At 41.3% G+C, this 16,800-nt stretch carries 15 protein-coding genes; 3 read left to right on the top strand and 12 right to left on the bottom strand.

The window, feature by feature from the left end:
- Nucleotides 1-462: 462 nt before the first annotated feature.
- Entirely contained in the window at nt 463-1,917 is a 1,455-nt protein-coding gene (zwf, locus tag AC4G47_RS04315; protein WP_491104909.1) for a glucose-6-phosphate dehydrogenase, read from the bottom strand.
- A 415-nt stretch (nt 1,918-2,332) separates the two neighbouring features.
- On the opposite strand from zwf, the gene AC4G47_RS04310 reads away from it, so the two are divergent.
- A complete protein-coding gene (locus AC4G47_RS04310; RefSeq protein WP_036605715.1) occupies nt 2,333-2,653 on the top strand; it encodes a winged helix-turn-helix transcriptional regulator in 321 nt (106 codons plus the stop codon).
- Between the two features lie 226 nt (nt 2,654-2,879).
- Here AC4G47_RS04310 and AC4G47_RS04305 read toward each other — a convergent pair whose 3' ends face one another.
- Nucleotides 2,880-4,037 carry a Gfo/Idh/MocA family protein gene (locus AC4G47_RS04305; RefSeq protein ID WP_491106639.1) on the bottom strand — a complete coding sequence of 386 codons (1,158 nt, stop codon included), beginning with the start codon at nt 4,035-4,037 and terminating at the stop codon, nt 2,880-2,882.
- Between the two features lie 108 nt (nt 4,038-4,145).
- Between AC4G47_RS04305 and AC4G47_RS04300 the strand changes: the two genes are divergently transcribed.
- The gene (locus AC4G47_RS04300; RefSeq protein WP_491104908.1) at nt 4,146-5,021 is read left to right on the top strand and encodes a helix-turn-helix domain-containing protein; all 876 of its coding nucleotides are present in this window, start codon (nt 4,146-4,148) and stop codon (nt 5,019-5,021) included.
- Nucleotides 5,022-5,093: 72 nt separating this feature from the next.
- On the opposite strand, the gene AC4G47_RS04295 is transcribed toward AC4G47_RS04300, so the two are convergent.
- The 7 genes from AC4G47_RS04295 to AC4G47_RS04265 all read right to left on the bottom strand — a co-directional run bounded on the left by AC4G47_RS04295 (nt 5,094) and on the right by AC4G47_RS04265 (nt 11,308).
- Complete coding sequence (locus AC4G47_RS04295; RefSeq protein WP_491104907.1) at nt 5,094-5,480, bottom strand: hypothetical protein; 387 nt, start codon at nt 5,478-5,480, stop codon at nt 5,094-5,096.
- A gap of 423 nt (nt 5,481-5,903) precedes the next feature.
- Nucleotides 5,904-6,296 (bottom strand): hypothetical protein, encoded by a 393-nt coding sequence (locus AC4G47_RS04290; protein ID WP_491104906.1) that lies wholly within the window; start codon nt 6,294-6,296, stop codon nt 5,904-5,906.
- 23 nt (nt 6,297-6,319) lie between these two features.
- The gene (locus AC4G47_RS04285; protein WP_491104905.1) at nt 6,320-7,102 is read right to left on the bottom strand and encodes an SDR family NAD(P)-dependent oxidoreductase; all 783 of its coding nucleotides are present in this window, start codon (nt 7,100-7,102) and stop codon (nt 6,320-6,322) included.
- A 95-nt stretch (nt 7,103-7,197) separates the two neighbouring features.
- On the bottom strand, nt 7,198-7,770 hold the full coding sequence (locus AC4G47_RS04280) for a TetR/AcrR family transcriptional regulator (RefSeq protein ID WP_491104903.1): 573 nt from the start codon (nt 7,768-7,770) through the stop codon (nt 7,198-7,200).
- Between the two features lie 61 nt (nt 7,771-7,831).
- On the bottom strand, nt 7,832-8,830 hold the full coding sequence (locus AC4G47_RS04275) for an NADP-dependent oxidoreductase (RefSeq protein WP_491106638.1): 999 nt from the start codon (nt 8,828-8,830) through the stop codon (nt 7,832-7,834).
- A gap of 442 nt (nt 8,831-9,272) precedes the next feature.
- A complete protein-coding gene (locus AC4G47_RS04270; RefSeq protein WP_491104902.1) occupies nt 9,273-10,031 on the bottom strand; it encodes an SDR family NAD(P)-dependent oxidoreductase in 759 nt (252 codons plus the stop codon).
- 374 nt (nt 10,032-10,405) lie between these two features.
- Nucleotides 10,406-11,308 carry a diacylglycerol/lipid kinase family protein gene (locus AC4G47_RS04265; protein WP_491104901.1) on the bottom strand — a complete coding sequence of 301 codons (903 nt, stop codon included), beginning with the start codon at nt 11,306-11,308 and terminating at the stop codon, nt 10,406-10,408.
- Nucleotides 11,309-11,707: 399 nt separating this feature from the next.
- Between AC4G47_RS04265 and AC4G47_RS04260 the strand changes: the two genes are divergently transcribed.
- Complete coding sequence (locus AC4G47_RS04260) at nt 11,708-12,814, top strand: nuclear transport factor 2 family protein (protein WP_491104899.1); 1,107 nt, start codon at nt 11,708-11,710, stop codon at nt 12,812-12,814.
- Between the two features lie 701 nt (nt 12,815-13,515).
- Here AC4G47_RS04260 and AC4G47_RS04255 read toward each other — a convergent pair.
- The 3 genes from AC4G47_RS04255 to AC4G47_RS04245 all read right to left on the bottom strand — a co-directional run bounded on the left by AC4G47_RS04255 (nt 13,516) and on the right by AC4G47_RS04245 (nt 16,701).
- Entirely contained in the window at nt 13,516-14,019 is a 504-nt protein-coding gene (locus tag AC4G47_RS04255; protein ID WP_491104898.1) for a DedA family protein, read from the bottom strand.
- Nucleotides 14,020-14,114: 95 nt separating this feature from the next.
- Nucleotides 14,115-14,474 carry an Asp23/Gls24 family envelope stress response protein gene (locus AC4G47_RS04250; RefSeq protein ID WP_491104896.1) on the bottom strand — a complete coding sequence of 120 codons (360 nt, stop codon included), beginning with the start codon at nt 14,472-14,474 and terminating at the stop codon, nt 14,115-14,117.
- Nucleotides 14,475-14,781: 307 nt separating this feature from the next.
- A complete protein-coding gene (locus AC4G47_RS04245; RefSeq protein WP_491104894.1) occupies nt 14,782-16,701 on the bottom strand; it encodes an LTA synthase family protein in 1,920 nt (639 codons plus the stop codon).
- Between the last annotated feature and the right edge of the window lie 99 nt (nt 16,702-16,800).

The following is a 16,800-nucleotide window of genomic DNA, read 5'->3' as shown; positions in this document are numbered from 1 at the left end:
TTCCGGTCACGAATCGTTCTTTTGATCGCTGTTATCCCCAGATTTTTTGAATCTCCTATATAGGAGAAAATCCGGGGATAAAGGCGAACGCTACACTTCTTCAGAATCGATTTCGTCCCCTACACTACATTCTCAGCGTTCAAAGCCAACCCATTTTCAAAACTGAACCGCTAATCTATAATTAAAAATTTTCACGGCCTTCCGGCAAACTAACTGGAAGGGCTTATGCAAAATTGGAACGGTATAATTCATAATAGATACTGTATATATCAGCATTTTGCATCATTCGATCCAACTCGCTTTTGAGAACAGGCTCTAGACAAATAGAAGCAATTCATTTTAGATCCTGCTGACTTGGAAGATGCTCTTTGGATATATCAAAATGTTCATTGGTGTGAGCACAATGGAATGTACTGTTGTTTTTTACTATTGTGTCCTATTATGCTCACTCTTTCGTTTCACTTACCACCAACGATAACCGTCTTCGGCTATCAGACGATCTGCTGACTCAGGTCCATGTGAACCTGCGCTGTACGTATCCAATGGCACGCTGCCCGCTTCGAATGCCTCCTGAATCGGTTGTACCCATTGCCATGCCAGCTCCACTTCGTTCCAGTGAGCGAAGAAGGTGGAATCGCCACGCATTGCGTCAAAGATCAGATTCTCATACGCTTCAGGGATGTTACGTTTACCTGAGTTGAAGGTCATATGCATCGGCTCCACTTCACCATGGTTCAATGGATTCTTCGCATTTAATTGAAGCGAGATGCTTTCTCCGGGACCAATTTCAATTGTCAGCAGGTTCGGTTCCGTTGTATTTTCGGATTCATGACCTGTCTTCAGTGGTGCCTTGAATTCAACAACGATTCTGGTGGATTTCTCAGCCAGGCGTTTACCTGTACGGATATAAAATGGAACTTCGCTCCAGAATGGATCATCGATCCACAGTCTTGCGGCAACATAGGTCTCGTTCTGAGATCCGACTGGAATTCCAGGCTCGTCCAGATATCCAACAACCGAAGTACCTTGCAGCTCACCTGCTGCATATTGCGCACGAACAACTTCAGAGGCGATATTTTCTTTCGTCAAAGGACGAAGCGCTTCAGCAATTTTTTGCTTTTTGAATTGAATTTCTTCCGGTGTGCAACGTTTAGGCAGATGCAAACCGATCATCATCAGCAACTGAAGCATATGGTTTTGGAACATGTCACGAAGTGCTCCACTTTGGTCGTAATATGCGGCACGTTCTTCAACACCTACCGTCTCGCTTGCCGTAATCTGTACGTTGGCAATATAACGGTTAGACCACAACGCTTGAATCACCGGATTCGCGTAAGTGAGTGTCTCAATATTTTGAACCATCGGTTTACCAAGGAAATGGTCAATGCGATAGATTTCTTCTTCCGCAAAGGTATTGCTCAATTTTTCGTTCAAATCACGAGCCGACTGCAGGTCGTGTCCGAATGGTTTTTCGATAATCAGTTTCTTCCAGCCTTTAGTGTTACCCAGGCCACTTTCTTGAATGTTCAATGCGATCGGCTCAAAGAATTCCGGTGCCACCGACATGTAGAACATGCGATTTTCGGGAATGTTAAGCTCTTGTTCACGCTCCTGAACCAGTTCCAACAGTTTGGTGTAATCTTCAAGCTTCGTATTATTTAAAGAACAATAACGGAAAGCTCCAATGAAATCATGAACCTGAGATGCTTCTTCTGGCGTCTGACGTGAAAATTCATTCAGTGACTTTTCAACATTCGCCTGGAATTCCGTATCCGACAATTCACGTCGTCCCAAACCGATAACGGAGAAGGATTTCGGCATTTTCTGATCCATGTACAAATTATATAATGCAGGGTAAATCTTGCGTTTGGCTAAATCGCCAGTTGCCCCGAACAGGACAAATGTCATTGCATCCATTGGATTGCCTCCTGTGATCTGTGCAGTATAGTATATGATGTTACAAAATGTTCAAATCCAAGCATGACAAAAGACGGAATAAGTGGGTGTGTTCCCCGCCTTGCCTCCGTTTATATAACGCACCTGAATTCAACCATGGAACATTCCTTCTCTCCACAACCTGTGTTTAGGTTATAAATTGTAACCATTTGAATTAACGTTACCCATATTACACCTGTCGTCACAATTCGTCAACAATCGTGTCGAACCTGTGAACTCCAGTGTTTATAGGGTTTTTATTTGATGATAACGCTTTATGTGGTAACATTAAGAACAATTGGTATGTGACATTTTACACATATGGCCTGTGGACAAGTAGGTTACAATAAGTATACTAATGATAATACAAGCAATACTAAATCAAAGGAGTACAATCATGAGCGATGATGAGAATGCCAAGCAAATATGCACAAAAGTGGAACAATCTTATCAGATCATTGGCCGAAAATGGGTAGCCCTCATTATCCATGCATTGATGGAGGAGCCCAAACGCTTCAGTGAGATTCACGCTTATATCCCTGACTTGAGCAAACGTGTGTTAAATGAGCGAATGAAGGAATTGGAGGAAGAAGGACTTGTGGTTCGCCATGTGGTCACGGAACGTCCAGTTCGGACTGAATATATGTTGTCACGAAAAGGCACGGAACTGGGGAGAGCGCTAAGCGCCGTGGAACGTTGGGCTGATAAGTGGCTGTAGCATTCCTTAATTTAAAGGCGAAATAGGGATTACAAACGGGAGATGCAAAACACACGTATAAACGTCATATTATTCATGTCTTTAATATTGTTTCTAATAGATGATTAACTGACTCCGAAATAGAATATTTTGGAGCGGAATGTTATTCTTAATCACTCAAAAGAAAAAAGATGCCAAAGTCACTAGACGTGAGTTGGCATCTTTTTATGCGATTTTTATGCGAATATCACGAATCCAACTTGCTTCCGAGTGTAATACTCGAATCCTCGAAGTTCTCCACCGTCGTCTTTTTTTCATAAAAGTGTACGGCATGTTGCATAATTCCTTCTCTTGTGTAAAACGCGTCTTCCGACCCTAGTGGAAAAACAACCTTTTCTCCTGTACTCGCCGACTTGTAAATGCCTACAATCAGTTCAAGCGTATTGCGGCCACTTTTCCCATCCACCAGTAACGGGGATCCTGTCTCAATCGCGTTTAACACATTCTCAACTTGCCCAGCATGGCCCACATGAATAACATCTGGCAATTCGTCAGCGAGCTTCTGAATCTGTTGTTCCAACTCCCGATTGGATTCCGGAAATCCGTTACTCCGTGCTGTAGAAGCAACCACTTTCCAAGGTGCAGATACCCGAGCCTCTTTGCCCTGAAAAATTAACTGCTGCTCCTCTCCGTGATGCACCACCGAACTGGTAATCATGCCAAGCGCCCCTTCCTGGAAGCGAAGCATCGCCATGGATACATCCTCGACTTCGGCATTGTCATGTGCCGTATTTGCCATCATGGCCTGTAATTCCACTGGAGGTCCCATCATCCAGAGCATGGCATCAATATGATGCACCGCATGATTAAGAGTACAACCCCCTCCTTCTTTTTCCCATGTTCCACGCCACCACAGGTCATAATAATTGTGCCCTCGCCACCAGAACGAATCAACCTGCACATGTACTATAGGGCCCATCCTTTTGCTGTCCAACACACCTTTCAGTTTCATCATTGGAGTCGTAAACCGATTCTGAGCTACTACCGATAACAGCTTTCCACTTTCTTGCGCTGCTCTCAGCATCAGATCCGCTTCCTCCAAGGAAGATGCCATTGGTTTTTCGACCAGTACATGTGCACCAGCATGCATGAAATCACATGCAATTGGAGCATGCGTATACGGCGGCGTACACACAGATACCAAATCAATATGCTCGCTTAATAATTCGTTATAGTCGGCAACGGCCAGCGCTCCCTCCAGTCCATATTCATTAATTCGCTTCTGTGCTTTATCCACGTACATATCGACCACAGCAACAATCTGACATCGCTCAGGAAATGCCAAATATGCTGAGATATGCGCTCCACTAATTGCACCTGCTCCGATAATCGCCACTTTTAACATCATTGCATACCTCCCTTAGTCCCTTCACAATACACAATAATAAAGCGCTTTTATGCGTTCATCTTGTGATAAAATGAAACTATCTTGCGCATGTTAAGGGAGGAGTTCATGATGTCCATCACCCTGGGAGAACAATTTAATCTGGCCTGTCGTCGCATATCCAACACTACGTTTCGCGAGGTGTTCCACGCTCATTCACAGATGGAGATTACGTACATACATCAGGGATACGGACAGTTGATAACAGAAGGTCAGGTGTTCTCCCTTGAACCCGGTATGCTCATGATTTTTCGGCCTTTTCAATTGCACCACGTCCAGATTCAAGTATCCCGACAACAACCTTTCATTCGAAATGTACTCATGGTTGAACTTGATCTTTTGAAGGCACACTGGTCACATTTTATTGCGACTCACCATTTCGTACAGGATCTGCTGGCAGAGCAATCCCCCATTCAGCCCATCCGACTTGCTGCCACTTCCCCACTCATTCAACGAATGGAACAATTCGATAAGACTTATCCAGATCTGCTACCTCATGAAGCTGGGGAGGACACCTGTCTCTTTGTGCTCGATTCACTTACGCAACTTCGCTACTTATGGAAAGATGTTGCAACTCGTCCTTCACATGCGGGCACCGCATTCAATTCAGGGATTCTTCATCCTCATGCCGAAGCTGCCATGCAGTGGATCGAACAGCATTATTCACAGCCTTTCCGTTTGGAGCATATCGCAGATACACTTCATCTATCTCCCTATCATCTGTCTCATGTATTCAAAAAAGCGACCGGCACCACGATTGTCGCTTATGCTCAAGCTACCCGCATTCGTCATGCGTGCGTACTGCTCACCCGTTCCTCGCTTACGGTTCCCGAAATCGGTCACCGTGTCGGTATGACCAGCCCATCCTACTTTTGCAAAGTATTCCGTACTGCCACAGGTACAACACCGCATCAGTATCGACTGAATGTGCAGGGGAGGAAGTAACCGGTCACATAACATAAAGAAGCGAAAGAATTCACTTTCCGCTTCTTCTCGTACAATCCATTTTTACTTGCCTCACCGTACATCAAGCTCCAACTTCTCCAAATACGGAATAAGCCGTTCTCTTAATTGCCTTAAGTCATCCTTCTGTTCCGCTGACAAACGTTCCTCATGAATGCTTCCATCCTTGTTCACCACTATTGCTTCGAACTTCTTCATTTGTTCATACACGGACTTGAACTCCGTAAACTCCCCTTTGGAGAACATCTCCTCCGCCTGAGCCAATTGTTCCGTCCAGAATTGTTGCTCATTCATAGGCTCCTTTTGGGAGGCTGTGGTCACAACCTCAAGATTCTCGAAAAACGGTTCCAACCCAGCTACAAGAAGGCTGTACCGTTCTTGCTCCACTGTACTCCACTGCTCTGGATATATATTCCCCTGAGAATCCGCATACTTTTGCATCTGAGTTATAAGATCATCTTTGGTCTTTTACTTTTACTTAATTTAATTGTCGGATTTGTAATCGCCAGAACCGACTTTGAGGCTTACGCCACGATATATAGATTTATTGGGATTTTAATTATTCCATCGACTTACTTCTTTTTCTTTCGAAAGCGGATGTAAGGAGCACTTTATAGGGGTGGTTACTACTGTGATGAAGCTTTTCTCCAAATTGTACTCAGAGTATTTACTGATTCCAAGAGCTCTACGTTTGCTGTTCTTGTGGGGATGGAATTCGAGCCCCTCAGCTTCCCTCCTGTTTTTGTGTATATTTGTCGTAAAAGGGACGATGAAGGACACAGTGATACGAGAGAATTGGGAGAAACCTGATTTTAGTATCGCTAACGAACTGAATTGATTTATGCATAACATGTTTTTACCTTCTCATTTTACGGTTGCCAGCCAATAAAATGCCTCATCTATGTCATGGAATTCTTGAGATGGATTGGATATGTCCATTCCTGAGAGCATTCGGTTTGCACTCGATTTAGCTATCGCTTTATGAGGAACAAGCAGTGCTGAATACTTAAGTCCTGCTTCGAGTGATCTCGGATACCACTCTTGTGCAACCCATTCTTGGTCATCTGGCGAAATAACAGCCAAGTGACGGCTATCGTACAACGCCTTATTCGAGCGTTTTTGCACCGCTAACTCCAACAATTTATTTAGTGGTGTACGATATTGTTCACCTTGCGCAAAGCTCTTCCATTGCAAAACAACTACCTTATCTTCCTTATTCCATGTAACGGTTGCTTGAGGGGAATCATAAAAAATCATATCGGCATCTCCTTTTTAAATGTTTAATGTCCTGTCTTGTCCTGTGTGGATCTAATCATGCGAGTCATCATCTTACGCGGTAACAAGCGCGGGATAAATGCAATGAAGCGGTTACGAGCCCCTGGCATAATTAATGTCTTGCCACGCAAGAAGCCTTGATATCCTTCTTCCGCTACCTGTCCCGCTTCCATGATCGGGCCTTGCAGCATCTTCGAGACACCCATACCCGAACGATCCACAAATCCGGTAGATGTCAGACCTGGACACAGTGCCGTCACCGTAACACCAGTACCGTTTACTTCATTCTCCAAAGCTTCAGTGAACGATAGCACATACGCTTTCGTCGCATAATATACCGACATCATTGGTCCAGGGAAAAAGCCTACCAACGAAGCCACATTCATCACTCCGCCGTGCCCACGTTGGATCATATCCGGTAAGAACAGCTTGGTCATGACCGTTAAAGCCTTAATATTCACATCAATCATATTGATTTCTTGTTCCAGATCCGTCTCCATAAATGTCCCGAACAGGCCGAAGCCCGCATTGTTGACAAGATAGTCAACAACAATGCCCTTTTCCTTCAGCTCATGATAAATCTCCTGTGGTACCCCAGGTTCCGCTACATCTTTGGCAATAACCGTCGCCTGAATGCCATACTTTTTCTGATACTCCTGAGCTAGATCCTGTATTTTACCCTCGCTTCGTGCTACCAGCACAATATGATGCCCACCTTTGGCAAACCGATCTGCTAACTCTTTACCGATCCCACCCGATACCCCTGTGATTAGAACTGTCTTTCTCATGTTGTTGCCTGCCTCTCTTTTCTATAAAATATGTTTCACCTGGAACATCAATATTTGAACGAACGTTCTATAATAGTAAAAAAAATAGATCATCTTTAAATAAAGTGCATCGATAGCGTCGCTATACGTAAGAGTTTTTCTTTGGTCATCGAAGTCTTGGCCATCACCCTTAACCCAACGCCTACATTATGCAGATATTCCGCCAATACTTCGGCGTTGTACTCCGTTGTGAATTCACCTTCCTGCTGTCCCCACACAATAATGTCCTTGATGAGGTTCTCCGTATTTGCAAACATCTCTATCGATCGGTTGTTCATGTCGTCATCACGTGCCGCCAATTCGACCGTTGAATTAACAATGAAGCAGCCTGATGCTGGATGCTCCTCACTATGAATCAAAGAAAAAAATATAAACTGAAGTGCTTCCGTTGCCGTTTGGGAATGCTTTACGCCTGCTGCAAGGGCGGAGCTGATTTTGTGATCATACAGATCTACTGACTTCAGAAACAAGGTGTGTTTATCGCCAAATGTGTCATACAAGCTTTTACGATGAATTCCCATATGATTGACCAGATCTGTCATAGACGTCTTCTCATAGCCTTGTTCCCAAAAAAGTCTCATCGCTTTATCCAGTACAACAGACTCTTCGAACTCTTTGCTTCTCGCCATTGGCTTCCCTCCTGTTCAGAAAACGAACATTGAATAGCATGAGCATGATCTTAACGAGTCATTAAAAGGTAACGATGACTTTGCCCTGGGAGTGACCCGTTGATACTTTGATCAATGCCTTTTCAATGTCATCAAACGTATACGTAGAATCGATCGAAGGCTTAATGTCTTCTTTTTCTACAAGAGCTGTAATCTCTTGCAATTGAACTCCACTGGAGTGAACGAATAAAAAACGATATTCAGTTTGAGTCTTACGTGCCATGGAATCCAAGCGCGCACCTACGAGACCAAACAGTGCTCTTTTCCACAACGGGAATTGACTGTCCACTGCAAAGCGATAATTGGGTCCAGCCTTCAAAGAAACTAATTTGCCATGTGGTTTCAAAATGCTCAGTTCAGCTTTGATCTCATCCGCACCCAAGGTGTCGATCACATAATCGATATCGGACAGAATGTCAGCATACTGCTCGGTCTTATAATCAATGAATTGATCTGCTCCAATGGATAGAGTACGTGCTCTGCCCCTCTCACTGCCACTAGTGATAACCGTTAATCCCATGGACTTGGCAATCGGGATGGCCATTGCACCGAATCCCCCGGTTCCGCCAGGAATAAACAGCTTTTTATTCGGCTCAGCTTGGAGTACATCATGCAATGCTTGATACGCGGTCAGGGCAGTAAGGGGTACTGCAGCAGCTTCGATAAAAGACAGATTCTCAGGCATTATGGATAAAGCATCCTCATGCACAGCGGCGTATTCAGCAAAAGCACCAATTTTATTCAGAGGTAACCTTGTATAAACCGAATCCCCAACTTTAAAATTCAAAACATCATTACCAACGGCTTCAATGACACCCGATAATTCATTCCCTAACGTTAAAGGTAACGTATAGTCGGCAATCATCCGAACACTGCCATTCATATTCAATATATCCAGCGGATTTACACCCGCAGCTTTCACTTTAACAAGGACCTCACGGCTATCAATCTGAGGTGTCTCAATATTATTAATTCCCACTTGGATTTTTTTGGAGTATTTCTGTATTTGAGCTGCTCTCATCATTTATCCTCTTCCTTTGCTTATATACTATATAAGTTGAATTAAAGATTATTCACACTGACACTACGATGACAGAACAACCTTCCAATCGCTGTTATCCCCAGATTTTTTTGATCCCCTTTCTAAAGGGAAAATCCGGTGATAAAGGCGAACGCTTCGCTTTTTCAGGTTCTTTCTGTCCTCTCCGTTAATGTGTAAATGATTAGTTCAACTTATGTAGGAACATGGCGCACAATGTTCAGTTGTACGCCACCTTATATGCTTTGTGCTAGTTTAGCCCCTCTTGCGACTTTAATTCTTCCAACGTAGGATAATCCGTTTAGCCCTTACTTCCCAATCCAAAGAATGTTTTCGGATCTGCTTCATTCAGTGGCGCACCTTGTTGAAGTCGTTGAGATCTTCCAAAGTTCTTCCGGCCTTCATTAATAATTTTACAGATGTATTAATTCAATTCTGAAATGACCGGATAGATTGCGCCTCTTAAGTGAAAATCATAGTTCTGATCTACAATCCCTACGACTACGTCGTTATGATCATAGAGATCTACCATAAAGCCAGCCATTTCTTTGGCCGTGTGGTACTTAGGCATATTTGCTTTGTAATCAAATCCTTCAGCATCTATTGATTTTTGTACAAATTCTGTTTCCGTGATCGCTGGTGCAAGGACTTTCGCCTTCAGTTTTGCACCTTTCAGTTCCAGTTCTTTGGCAAGACCTTCTGTGAAGGCACTAACGTAGTATTTTGATGCAGAATAAGCAACACTGCCTACAGCAATGACATATCCGAGTGCGGAAGAGACGTTAATCAACTGTGTGTCTTCAACATCTGCATAATCTCGCACATACAGTGTAGAGAGAATGGTCAGAGATTCGATGTTAACACGTAGCATGGTCTCCACTTTATCCAAATTCTGTTCAGCAATGAACGAACCTTCTCCAAGCCCCGCATTATTGATCCAAGTCTCAATCTGATATTCTTTCAAATCGTTATACAGCGCGTACGCCTCTGCGGTAACAGACAGGTCGCTTGTGTGAACGACAACAGTTACTTTAGGATCGATACCCTGAATGATGGATTTAAGCTCTTCCAGTTTATCCAATCTTCTAGCTACCAAAATCAAGTTTTTCCCACGAGCTGCAAATGCCAATGCCGTTTCATATCCAATACCTGAACTTGCTCCTGTAATTACCGTGTATTTCATCATATTCTCTCCCTCAAATTCTAGATTAGTGTAGTTTCAGTTTTTAGAACGATCATTCTTTAATGTGTAAAAAAAAGTTAGATCTAACTTGCTGTAGCATATCATTTCTAGAACGAACAGTAAAGAATTATTTTTAGCGCACATTTCATTTTTAAGTTGTGTTAATAAGCAAAAGACTGGAGAATTGGTTGGTGAATCGTCAACCAGCATCCAGCCTTAGTAGTAGCCGTTTCCAGTTATTATAATGGGAACGGTTAGATACTTTCAATTCTTCTTACATAATAAGCCGATCCAGAGAAATTTTCTTGCCCAGTCACAGTTAAATAGTATATAAACAATCCAATCAAACGGGTTCTCAATGTTGATACAGCAATCTACGCCACATCCGAACTGCACGGGACTATCATAGTTAATCCGCGCGGGATAACTTCAATGTCCATTAGCCCAGTAGTGTGCATCTCACCGTCAATCCCCACTTTTGCTATGTTATCACCATATTGAGTAATTCTTAAACGTTTTGTCTTAAAATACAAGACATCTGAGCGGTCAAGATGAGTTCCATTTTTTATATCTAAAAGAAGTTGAAAGGTATTAAACAATGATTTTTTTTGAATTACAAGCACATGAAGTTGACCGTCATCCATCTTAGCATCCGGAATAATGCCCTCAATTCCGCCAATAATCGCTGATTTTGAAACTAAGTAAAGAAGTGCATCATGTTCTTGTTCTAAATGATCACATTCAATCTTAATATGTGTTCCCGATAATATTTTGGGAAGTTTAGGTAGAGCGGACAAATAATAAGCCTTATCCCCTATAACTTTTTTTAGGGTTTGGTTGGTGGTGTAACTGATTGAATTCATTGCACCACCAGCCACAACGTAATGAAAATATTCATTTCCAGCCAATCCGATATCTATCTTCTTGGTCATTCCTTTTTCGAGCATTCTAGTGAAACCTCCATATGATCGTGGTAATTTCAAAGCATTTCCAAAATCATTGACTGTACCTGTCGGTAGGTAAGCTAGAGGTAAATCTAGACCTAGATTTTTAATGGTGTTAATTGCGTAATGCAGGGTTCCGTCACCACCTGCAATAACCAGTGAATCACAATCTTCAAAAAATGAAGTTCCTAAATCATTATTCTCCTTACTTGTGTAGAAGATATCATTATCATTTAAAGCGTATTTCTTTTTCATATACTCTATAACTGAGGCCTTCGTTTTGTATGCTGTATGCTGCCCTGAAACGGGGTTTACAATCATTTTTGGTTTCATCACTGGAATGCTCCCTCTCAATAGATTCCCTTTCCTTTATGTTTCAAGTCTATATTCTTTACGAATGTACAACATCGTACATAAGGGCGAATGTTCCTTCCCTTTCGGGTCTGTTCCGAAACCTACAGCTTTGTTTAAAGACGCGTCGTTCATGGAATACTTCATTTTTTAATTTATCAATTTTCCTTATATATTAAGTACCATATTTTATTTTTCATGCCTGAATTCATTTACTTTGCTCGGGATAGGTTATACATAATGCCCGAAAGGGCAGAATAAATCTGCCTTTTTGAACGATGTTACAATTTTTTTTCAGTTGTAGTATATGTATAAGCTATTAATTTTGTTTTGGGTATAGCGAAGCATGATGTTTATTCAACTATTGAGAGGAGAATGATTATGAAGAATACTACAATAAGAATGTTGACGGCAAGTCTGACAGCTTTGGCCATTATGACAGTTGCTGTGGGTTGTACAAGTAATACAAATTCGAACCCTTCCAAAGTTGAGGAGAATTGGAATTCGGGCGAATCTACGGTCAGTATTTCTGACTCTTACGATAATACCGAAGAGCTAGCGGCTACTTTCCCCATCATTAACCCCACACCAATCGAGACTGAGATGGAAAAGAATATACAGAATAGACTCCTAAACGGCTTTGAGAACTGGAATCGAGGTTATGAAGCCTGGGAAGCCTGGGGCGACATTCTATATACAGAGGACTCCCTCTATAATGTCCACAGCGTGAAACTCACTTTGAAAGAATATCAAGCTGCCATGAATGCGCAGCTGAAGTCTACCGATATTCAGATGGGTAACTTCAACAATATGATCATTAATGACAATTGGGCAGCTATTCGATATGACATCTCTTCGACTGCCAGAGGGAGCCAACAATCTTCCGATGGAAGCGTGATGGAGTTCGTCCATTTCAAGGACTATGGTGATCCGCTGGGAACTCGGGTTGTTGAAGGCTGGGCTGGTACAAAGGGGATGGATTTTGACGGGTTGACAAGTTTCCAAACCGATGAGGCGAAGGCGGCACAGCAAGCTGCATTGGATGAAATCGTCAATGCAAAGATCCCTGATACCACAGATCTCGAAACCAAATATCCTGTTACTTATCCTACGCCTATTAATACCGATATGGCTAAGAAAATTCAAAGCACCATATTGAGCGACTTTGATAAATGGAATCAGGGCTTTGATGCTTGGAGTGACTGGGCCGATACGTTTTATGACAGCGACCTGCAATATCATACAAATTCAGAGACAATGACTCTCCCGGAGTATAAGGATTTCGTAAAGAAAGATGCGGAATCGACCGATGTAAAGCGTATTCGTTTTGATAATATGCTTATCAGCGGTGACTGGGCAGCCATTCACTATAGAATTACCAATGAGGACACGAAAACAGGGGAAAAAACTGCTGGCGACATAATGCAGTTTTTACACTTTGCCGAGGAGGGTAACAGCTTAAAAGTTATTGAATCCTGGACCAAGTGACCCAGGTGTTTATGAGAACACCAATAAAACTTATTAGAAACTGCTGACTACAAGTTCAGATTTGTTCAGCAAGCAGAAAACACATTACGGGAAGTATCCAGCAATGGACGCTTCCCGTATATGTTTTATGAATGTAGTTCTGATCATCACTAAAATAATGAATTATTCCAGTTAAATCCCACGCTCATTTGTTCCAAATATAGTGTACTTCATTCATATTGCAATAATCAGCTGCTTGTTTGATCCGATAATGATAAGCGTTTATAGAAAGCGCTCCAAAATTCGTATACTTTCCCGGAATTCGATATCTAGGAGTAACCATATAAACAATTTTAATTGTAAAAAATAAAAACATTAAAACTACAGGCCATCTCAAAATAGCTAACAACAGCTTTGTTATCTCATTAATTCCTTTAAGTAAATCGAAATGCAAAATATGACTACTATAGCTATATACCAACAAGCTAAATATGATAATAATGACCAACATGATGGTCAGAAGAAGTGCTTTCAATCGACGAAGAAAATAGTTTCGATGTTTAAACCCAAACAGTGTGTCCGAACAGACAAGCACTGCATGCATTCCGTTTTTTGAACAAAAGCCCCGCCATAGAATTGAATACGGCAGAGCATATACACTCATTAACTCCAGAAATTAAATGGAAGCCTAGCTTTTCGGATTATAACAATTTTATCATATATCAATATCCCAAGATTTGCATCATTGATAAAACAGGTTCTTTAAAATAAATGCCTAAAGCAAAATAGGTTATTGTCCAGGTCACAGCACTTGAATACGTAAAGATAGCAAATTTCTTGAAATGAATCTCGCTCATTCCTATCAGTAAGGGCATGATATAGCGCACCACCGGAATGAACATTCCAATGAACATGGCTAAATCGCCCTTTCTCTTCAACATAGATTCCGCTTTTAAGAAGTAACGATTGTTTAACCATCTTTTTTTGAATTTATGACCAAAAAATCTTCCTATGGTATAGGAAAATGTGATTGCCGTCAATAAGCCTGTTAGAATAGAGCTGTAAGTTGCCCAATAATTGACGACACCTGTATGGCTTAATATCGATCCAGATACAATAATAATTTCGTTAGGTACAGGAATGCCAAACGGACCTAGTGAAAAAGCTAGAAAAAAGAATACATATCCATACTGAGTAACAAGTTCTAATAACGTATCACTAAACATTATACTGTATTCAGCTCCTCATGCTGTCGGAGTAGTTCTCGAAATAACCATGATTTTAGGACAGACACGCCACGCCCTAGATTCCAACTGCGTTCTCATGACTGTCTCGTTTCGGCCAGTTTAATTCCCTCAACACGAATGTGGACTTGATCTGGAGAAATACCCGTCATATTATTCACCGCTTCAAATATGCTGGACTGTAATTCACGGCTGACATATTGGATTTTCACTCCGTAAGGTACAACAATTCTAAGCTCGATGATTAATTTTGAGTTTGAGAATGTAACAGATACTCCTTTATGCATTTTCTTCCCACTCACGTGTTTAATCAAGCTATCTACGGCTCCTGTTGACAACAGTATAATCCCAGATTCTAACCTTGCAACTACTGAAACAATTGTTGTAATCGCCTGCTCTAAAACCTTTATCTTCCCTATATCTGTATGTATAATCAATTTTTAACGTCTCCTTTAAAACAATTTAGTAGATGGTATGTACCCATTTTATCTTTAATTAGAAATTAGCGTAATGTACCTTGGGGCAGAGAGCATTGTACCTTTGGGCATATACTTCAATTGCTGAATATCTCATTACATCCCATTTCATGTCCATTTAAAATTTGATACAATCTAATCAACCACACAAAAGGCTTAGTTCATATCTGAGGAACAAACGATGGGAAACATCACTTATAGACAACAAGCAAAGGGAGACATCCACTAAAGATGTCTCCCTTTGCTTGTATCCCTAAGGACGAAATAATTAATCTTCAATCATTTCATTCTGACTCTCATTCTCCCGATTACTGTAGATATCAGGTAACTGTAATAAATAGCTATTGGAAAGGTCAAGTAAATACTGGGCGGCCGAGAATTGAGATGGAGTAGATCCCCCTTCCACGATGCTGTTATTGCTTAATTTATAATGTACTCCGTCGGCATAATTATTACCTGTCATATATAATATTTTATCATTTATAAAAGAACCATCAGGTAGAAAGTGTCTTAACGGAATCAAATTACTCTCTTGATTAAACAGGTCTTCACCTAAAACCAGTTGATGTCCCAAGGGAGTTCCCAACAGATTGGCTACGGTTGGCAGAATATCGATTTGTCCACCGGTAGTGTTTATTACAGGAGGAAGTTGCCCTGAAGGCGAATGCACAATGAAAGGGATGTTCATCATATCTGTGTACCCATAGTCATGACCTAACAAGGGATTCATCAGTTCTTTTTCTTCTCCTGTAAGTCCAGTTATTGGAATCCCCTGGTGATCTCCATAAAAAACGACCAAGCTGTTATCCCATAGTCCAGATTCTATCATTTCGTTAAGAAACTGACCCAGCGCAACATCTGCATAATTTTGAGCCTGAATATAATCACCGATCAATGTATCCTTGAAACGATCAGGCAGCTCCATTTTAACCTTTTCTTCAGGCAAGTGATAGGGATGATGTGCACTCATGGATATGACCATTGCATAGAAAGGTTGATTCCGGTCATCCAAAATAGACATTTCAGAAGATGTTTTGGAGTACAAAACTTCATCCGATGCGCCAAAAGCAATAGGATCATCTTCTCCGAAAAATGCTCTATCATAATAACGTTCAAAACCAATTGCACGATACAATCTATTGCGATTCCAGAAATCCACACTATTGGTATGGAACGTCGCTGTAAAATATCCATTTTCCTTAAGTAAATGTGGTAGACTTGGCAGTTGTTTGTCCATATATTTTGATGAAGTTGCTGGTTCATCCTTAGGTACGTAAAAGGATGTATTTACGACGAACTCGGCATCCGAGGTTGTCCCCTGTCCAGCATTAGAATAGAAATGAGGGAAATACGTATTGTTCTTAATTAACTGATTTAAATTAGGAGTGATCTCTTGACCATCCATTTTGAGGTCAATCAAAAAATTTTGAAAGGATTCCATCTGTACGAGAATTAAATTCATGCCTTTATTGATTCCATGAAACTTCGGCTCATCTTTAAGTGGAGAAGTTCCTTTGGTTTCATTGATTGCCTCTTGCGAGATATCACCAGGAGCTATAAGTACTTCCTTCTCTAAACGATCGGCAACAACCTTATAGACTTCATAGTTAAGAATCCCCATACTCTTCGCTTTATTGATTTCGTTCATACTAGCATGAACCGGCCAGATATTGAATAAACATAATGCGAATGATACGCTGATCGTACAAGTTAACACCTTGTGACTCATACGTAAAGTAGGCTTCTCCCAGATTAAACCATACTTAGGTTGGATAATTAAAACTAGGAATAAGACAATGTCAATAAACAAGAATAGATAATAGGGTGTAAGCAAAGATAATGCGCTTTCTCCTACATGAGTAACCCTTTTGGCTTGTTTAAGTGAATGATACGTAGCGATAACACCATAATATTTGTAGTACATGATGACCGCAAAATAAATTAAAGTCATGCAGAAATTGACCAGCATGTAGTATAAAACTTTCCTCTTGGCAGCAAACCATTCAATCAGGCTGAACACCAGGATAAAGAAAGGGAGCTCTGTTTGAATGATAGCCCAATTGGCTCCATCATGAAATACAACAGACCATGCTACTACACTTTTCAACAGGAGAATAAAACTAAATAAACACAGATTTTCATAGGCTCGGCGATGTAATCTACCCGCGCCTTCATTTCTTTTGTACATACCATTCATCCTCTGAAATTATTAAAAAGGAGAAGGAGCAACTCCTCCATCCCCTACAGCGTTTAACCTATCTATAATTTTCTGAAATCTATAATTCTC

It is taken from the genome of Paenibacillus sp. Negev47 (assembly GCF_058313655.1).
The sequence above is the reverse complement of the archived record's forward strand: the minus strand, read 5'-3'. Positions and strand labels throughout refer to the sequence as shown.

Excerpts from the sequence above, each read along its gene's own strand:
- AC4G47_RS04300 (WP_491104908.1), top strand. The coding sequence starts at position 4,146 with ATGATGTCCATCACCCTGGGAGAACAATTTAATCTGGCCTGTCGTCGC.
- AC4G47_RS04285 (WP_491104905.1), bottom strand. The coding sequence starts at position 7,102 with ATGAGAAAGACAGTTCTAATCACAGGGGTATCGGGTGGGATCGGTAAA.
- AC4G47_RS04270 (WP_491104902.1), bottom strand. The coding sequence starts at position 10,031 with ATGAAATACACGGTAATTACAGGAGCAAGTTCAGGTATTGGATATGAA.
- AC4G47_RS04280 (WP_491104903.1), bottom strand. The coding sequence starts at position 7,770 with ATGGCGAGAAGCAAAGAGTTCGAAGAGTCTGTTGTACTGGATAAAGCG.
- AC4G47_RS04260 (WP_491104899.1), top strand. The coding sequence starts at position 11,708 with ATGAAGAATACTACAATAAGAATGTTGACGGCAAGTCTGACAGCTTTG.
- AC4G47_RS04290 (WP_491104906.1), bottom strand. The coding sequence starts at position 6,296 with ATGATTTTTTATGATTCCCCTCAAGCAACCGTTACATGGAATAAGGAA.
- AC4G47_RS04275 (WP_491106638.1), bottom strand. The coding sequence starts at position 8,830 with ATGAGAGCAGCTCAAATACAGAAATACTCCAAAAAAATCCAAGTGGGA.
- AC4G47_RS04310 (WP_036605715.1), top strand. The coding sequence starts at position 2,333 with ATGAGCGATGATGAGAATGCCAAGCAAATATGCACAAAAGTGGAACAA.
- AC4G47_RS04265 (WP_491104901.1), bottom strand. The coding sequence starts at position 11,308 with ATGAAACCAAAAATGATTGTAAACCCCGTTTCAGGGCAGCATACAGCA.
- AC4G47_RS04245 (WP_491104894.1), bottom strand. The coding sequence starts at position 16,701 with ATGTACAAAAGAAATGAAGGCGCGGGTAGATTACATCGCCGAGCCTAT.
- AC4G47_RS04255 (WP_491104898.1), bottom strand. The coding sequence starts at position 14,019 with ATGTTTAGTGATACGTTATTAGAACTTGTTACTCAGTATGGATATGTA.
- zwf (WP_491104909.1), bottom strand. The coding sequence starts at position 1,917 with ATGGATGCAATGACATTTGTCCTGTTCGGGGCAACTGGCGATTTAGCC.
- AC4G47_RS04295 (WP_491104907.1), bottom strand. The coding sequence starts at position 5,480 with ATGCAAAAGTATGCGGATTCTCAGGGGAATATATATCCAGAGCAGTGG.
- AC4G47_RS04305 (WP_491106639.1), bottom strand. The coding sequence starts at position 4,037 with ATGTTAAAAGTGGCGATTATCGGAGCAGGTGCAATTAGTGGAGCGCAT.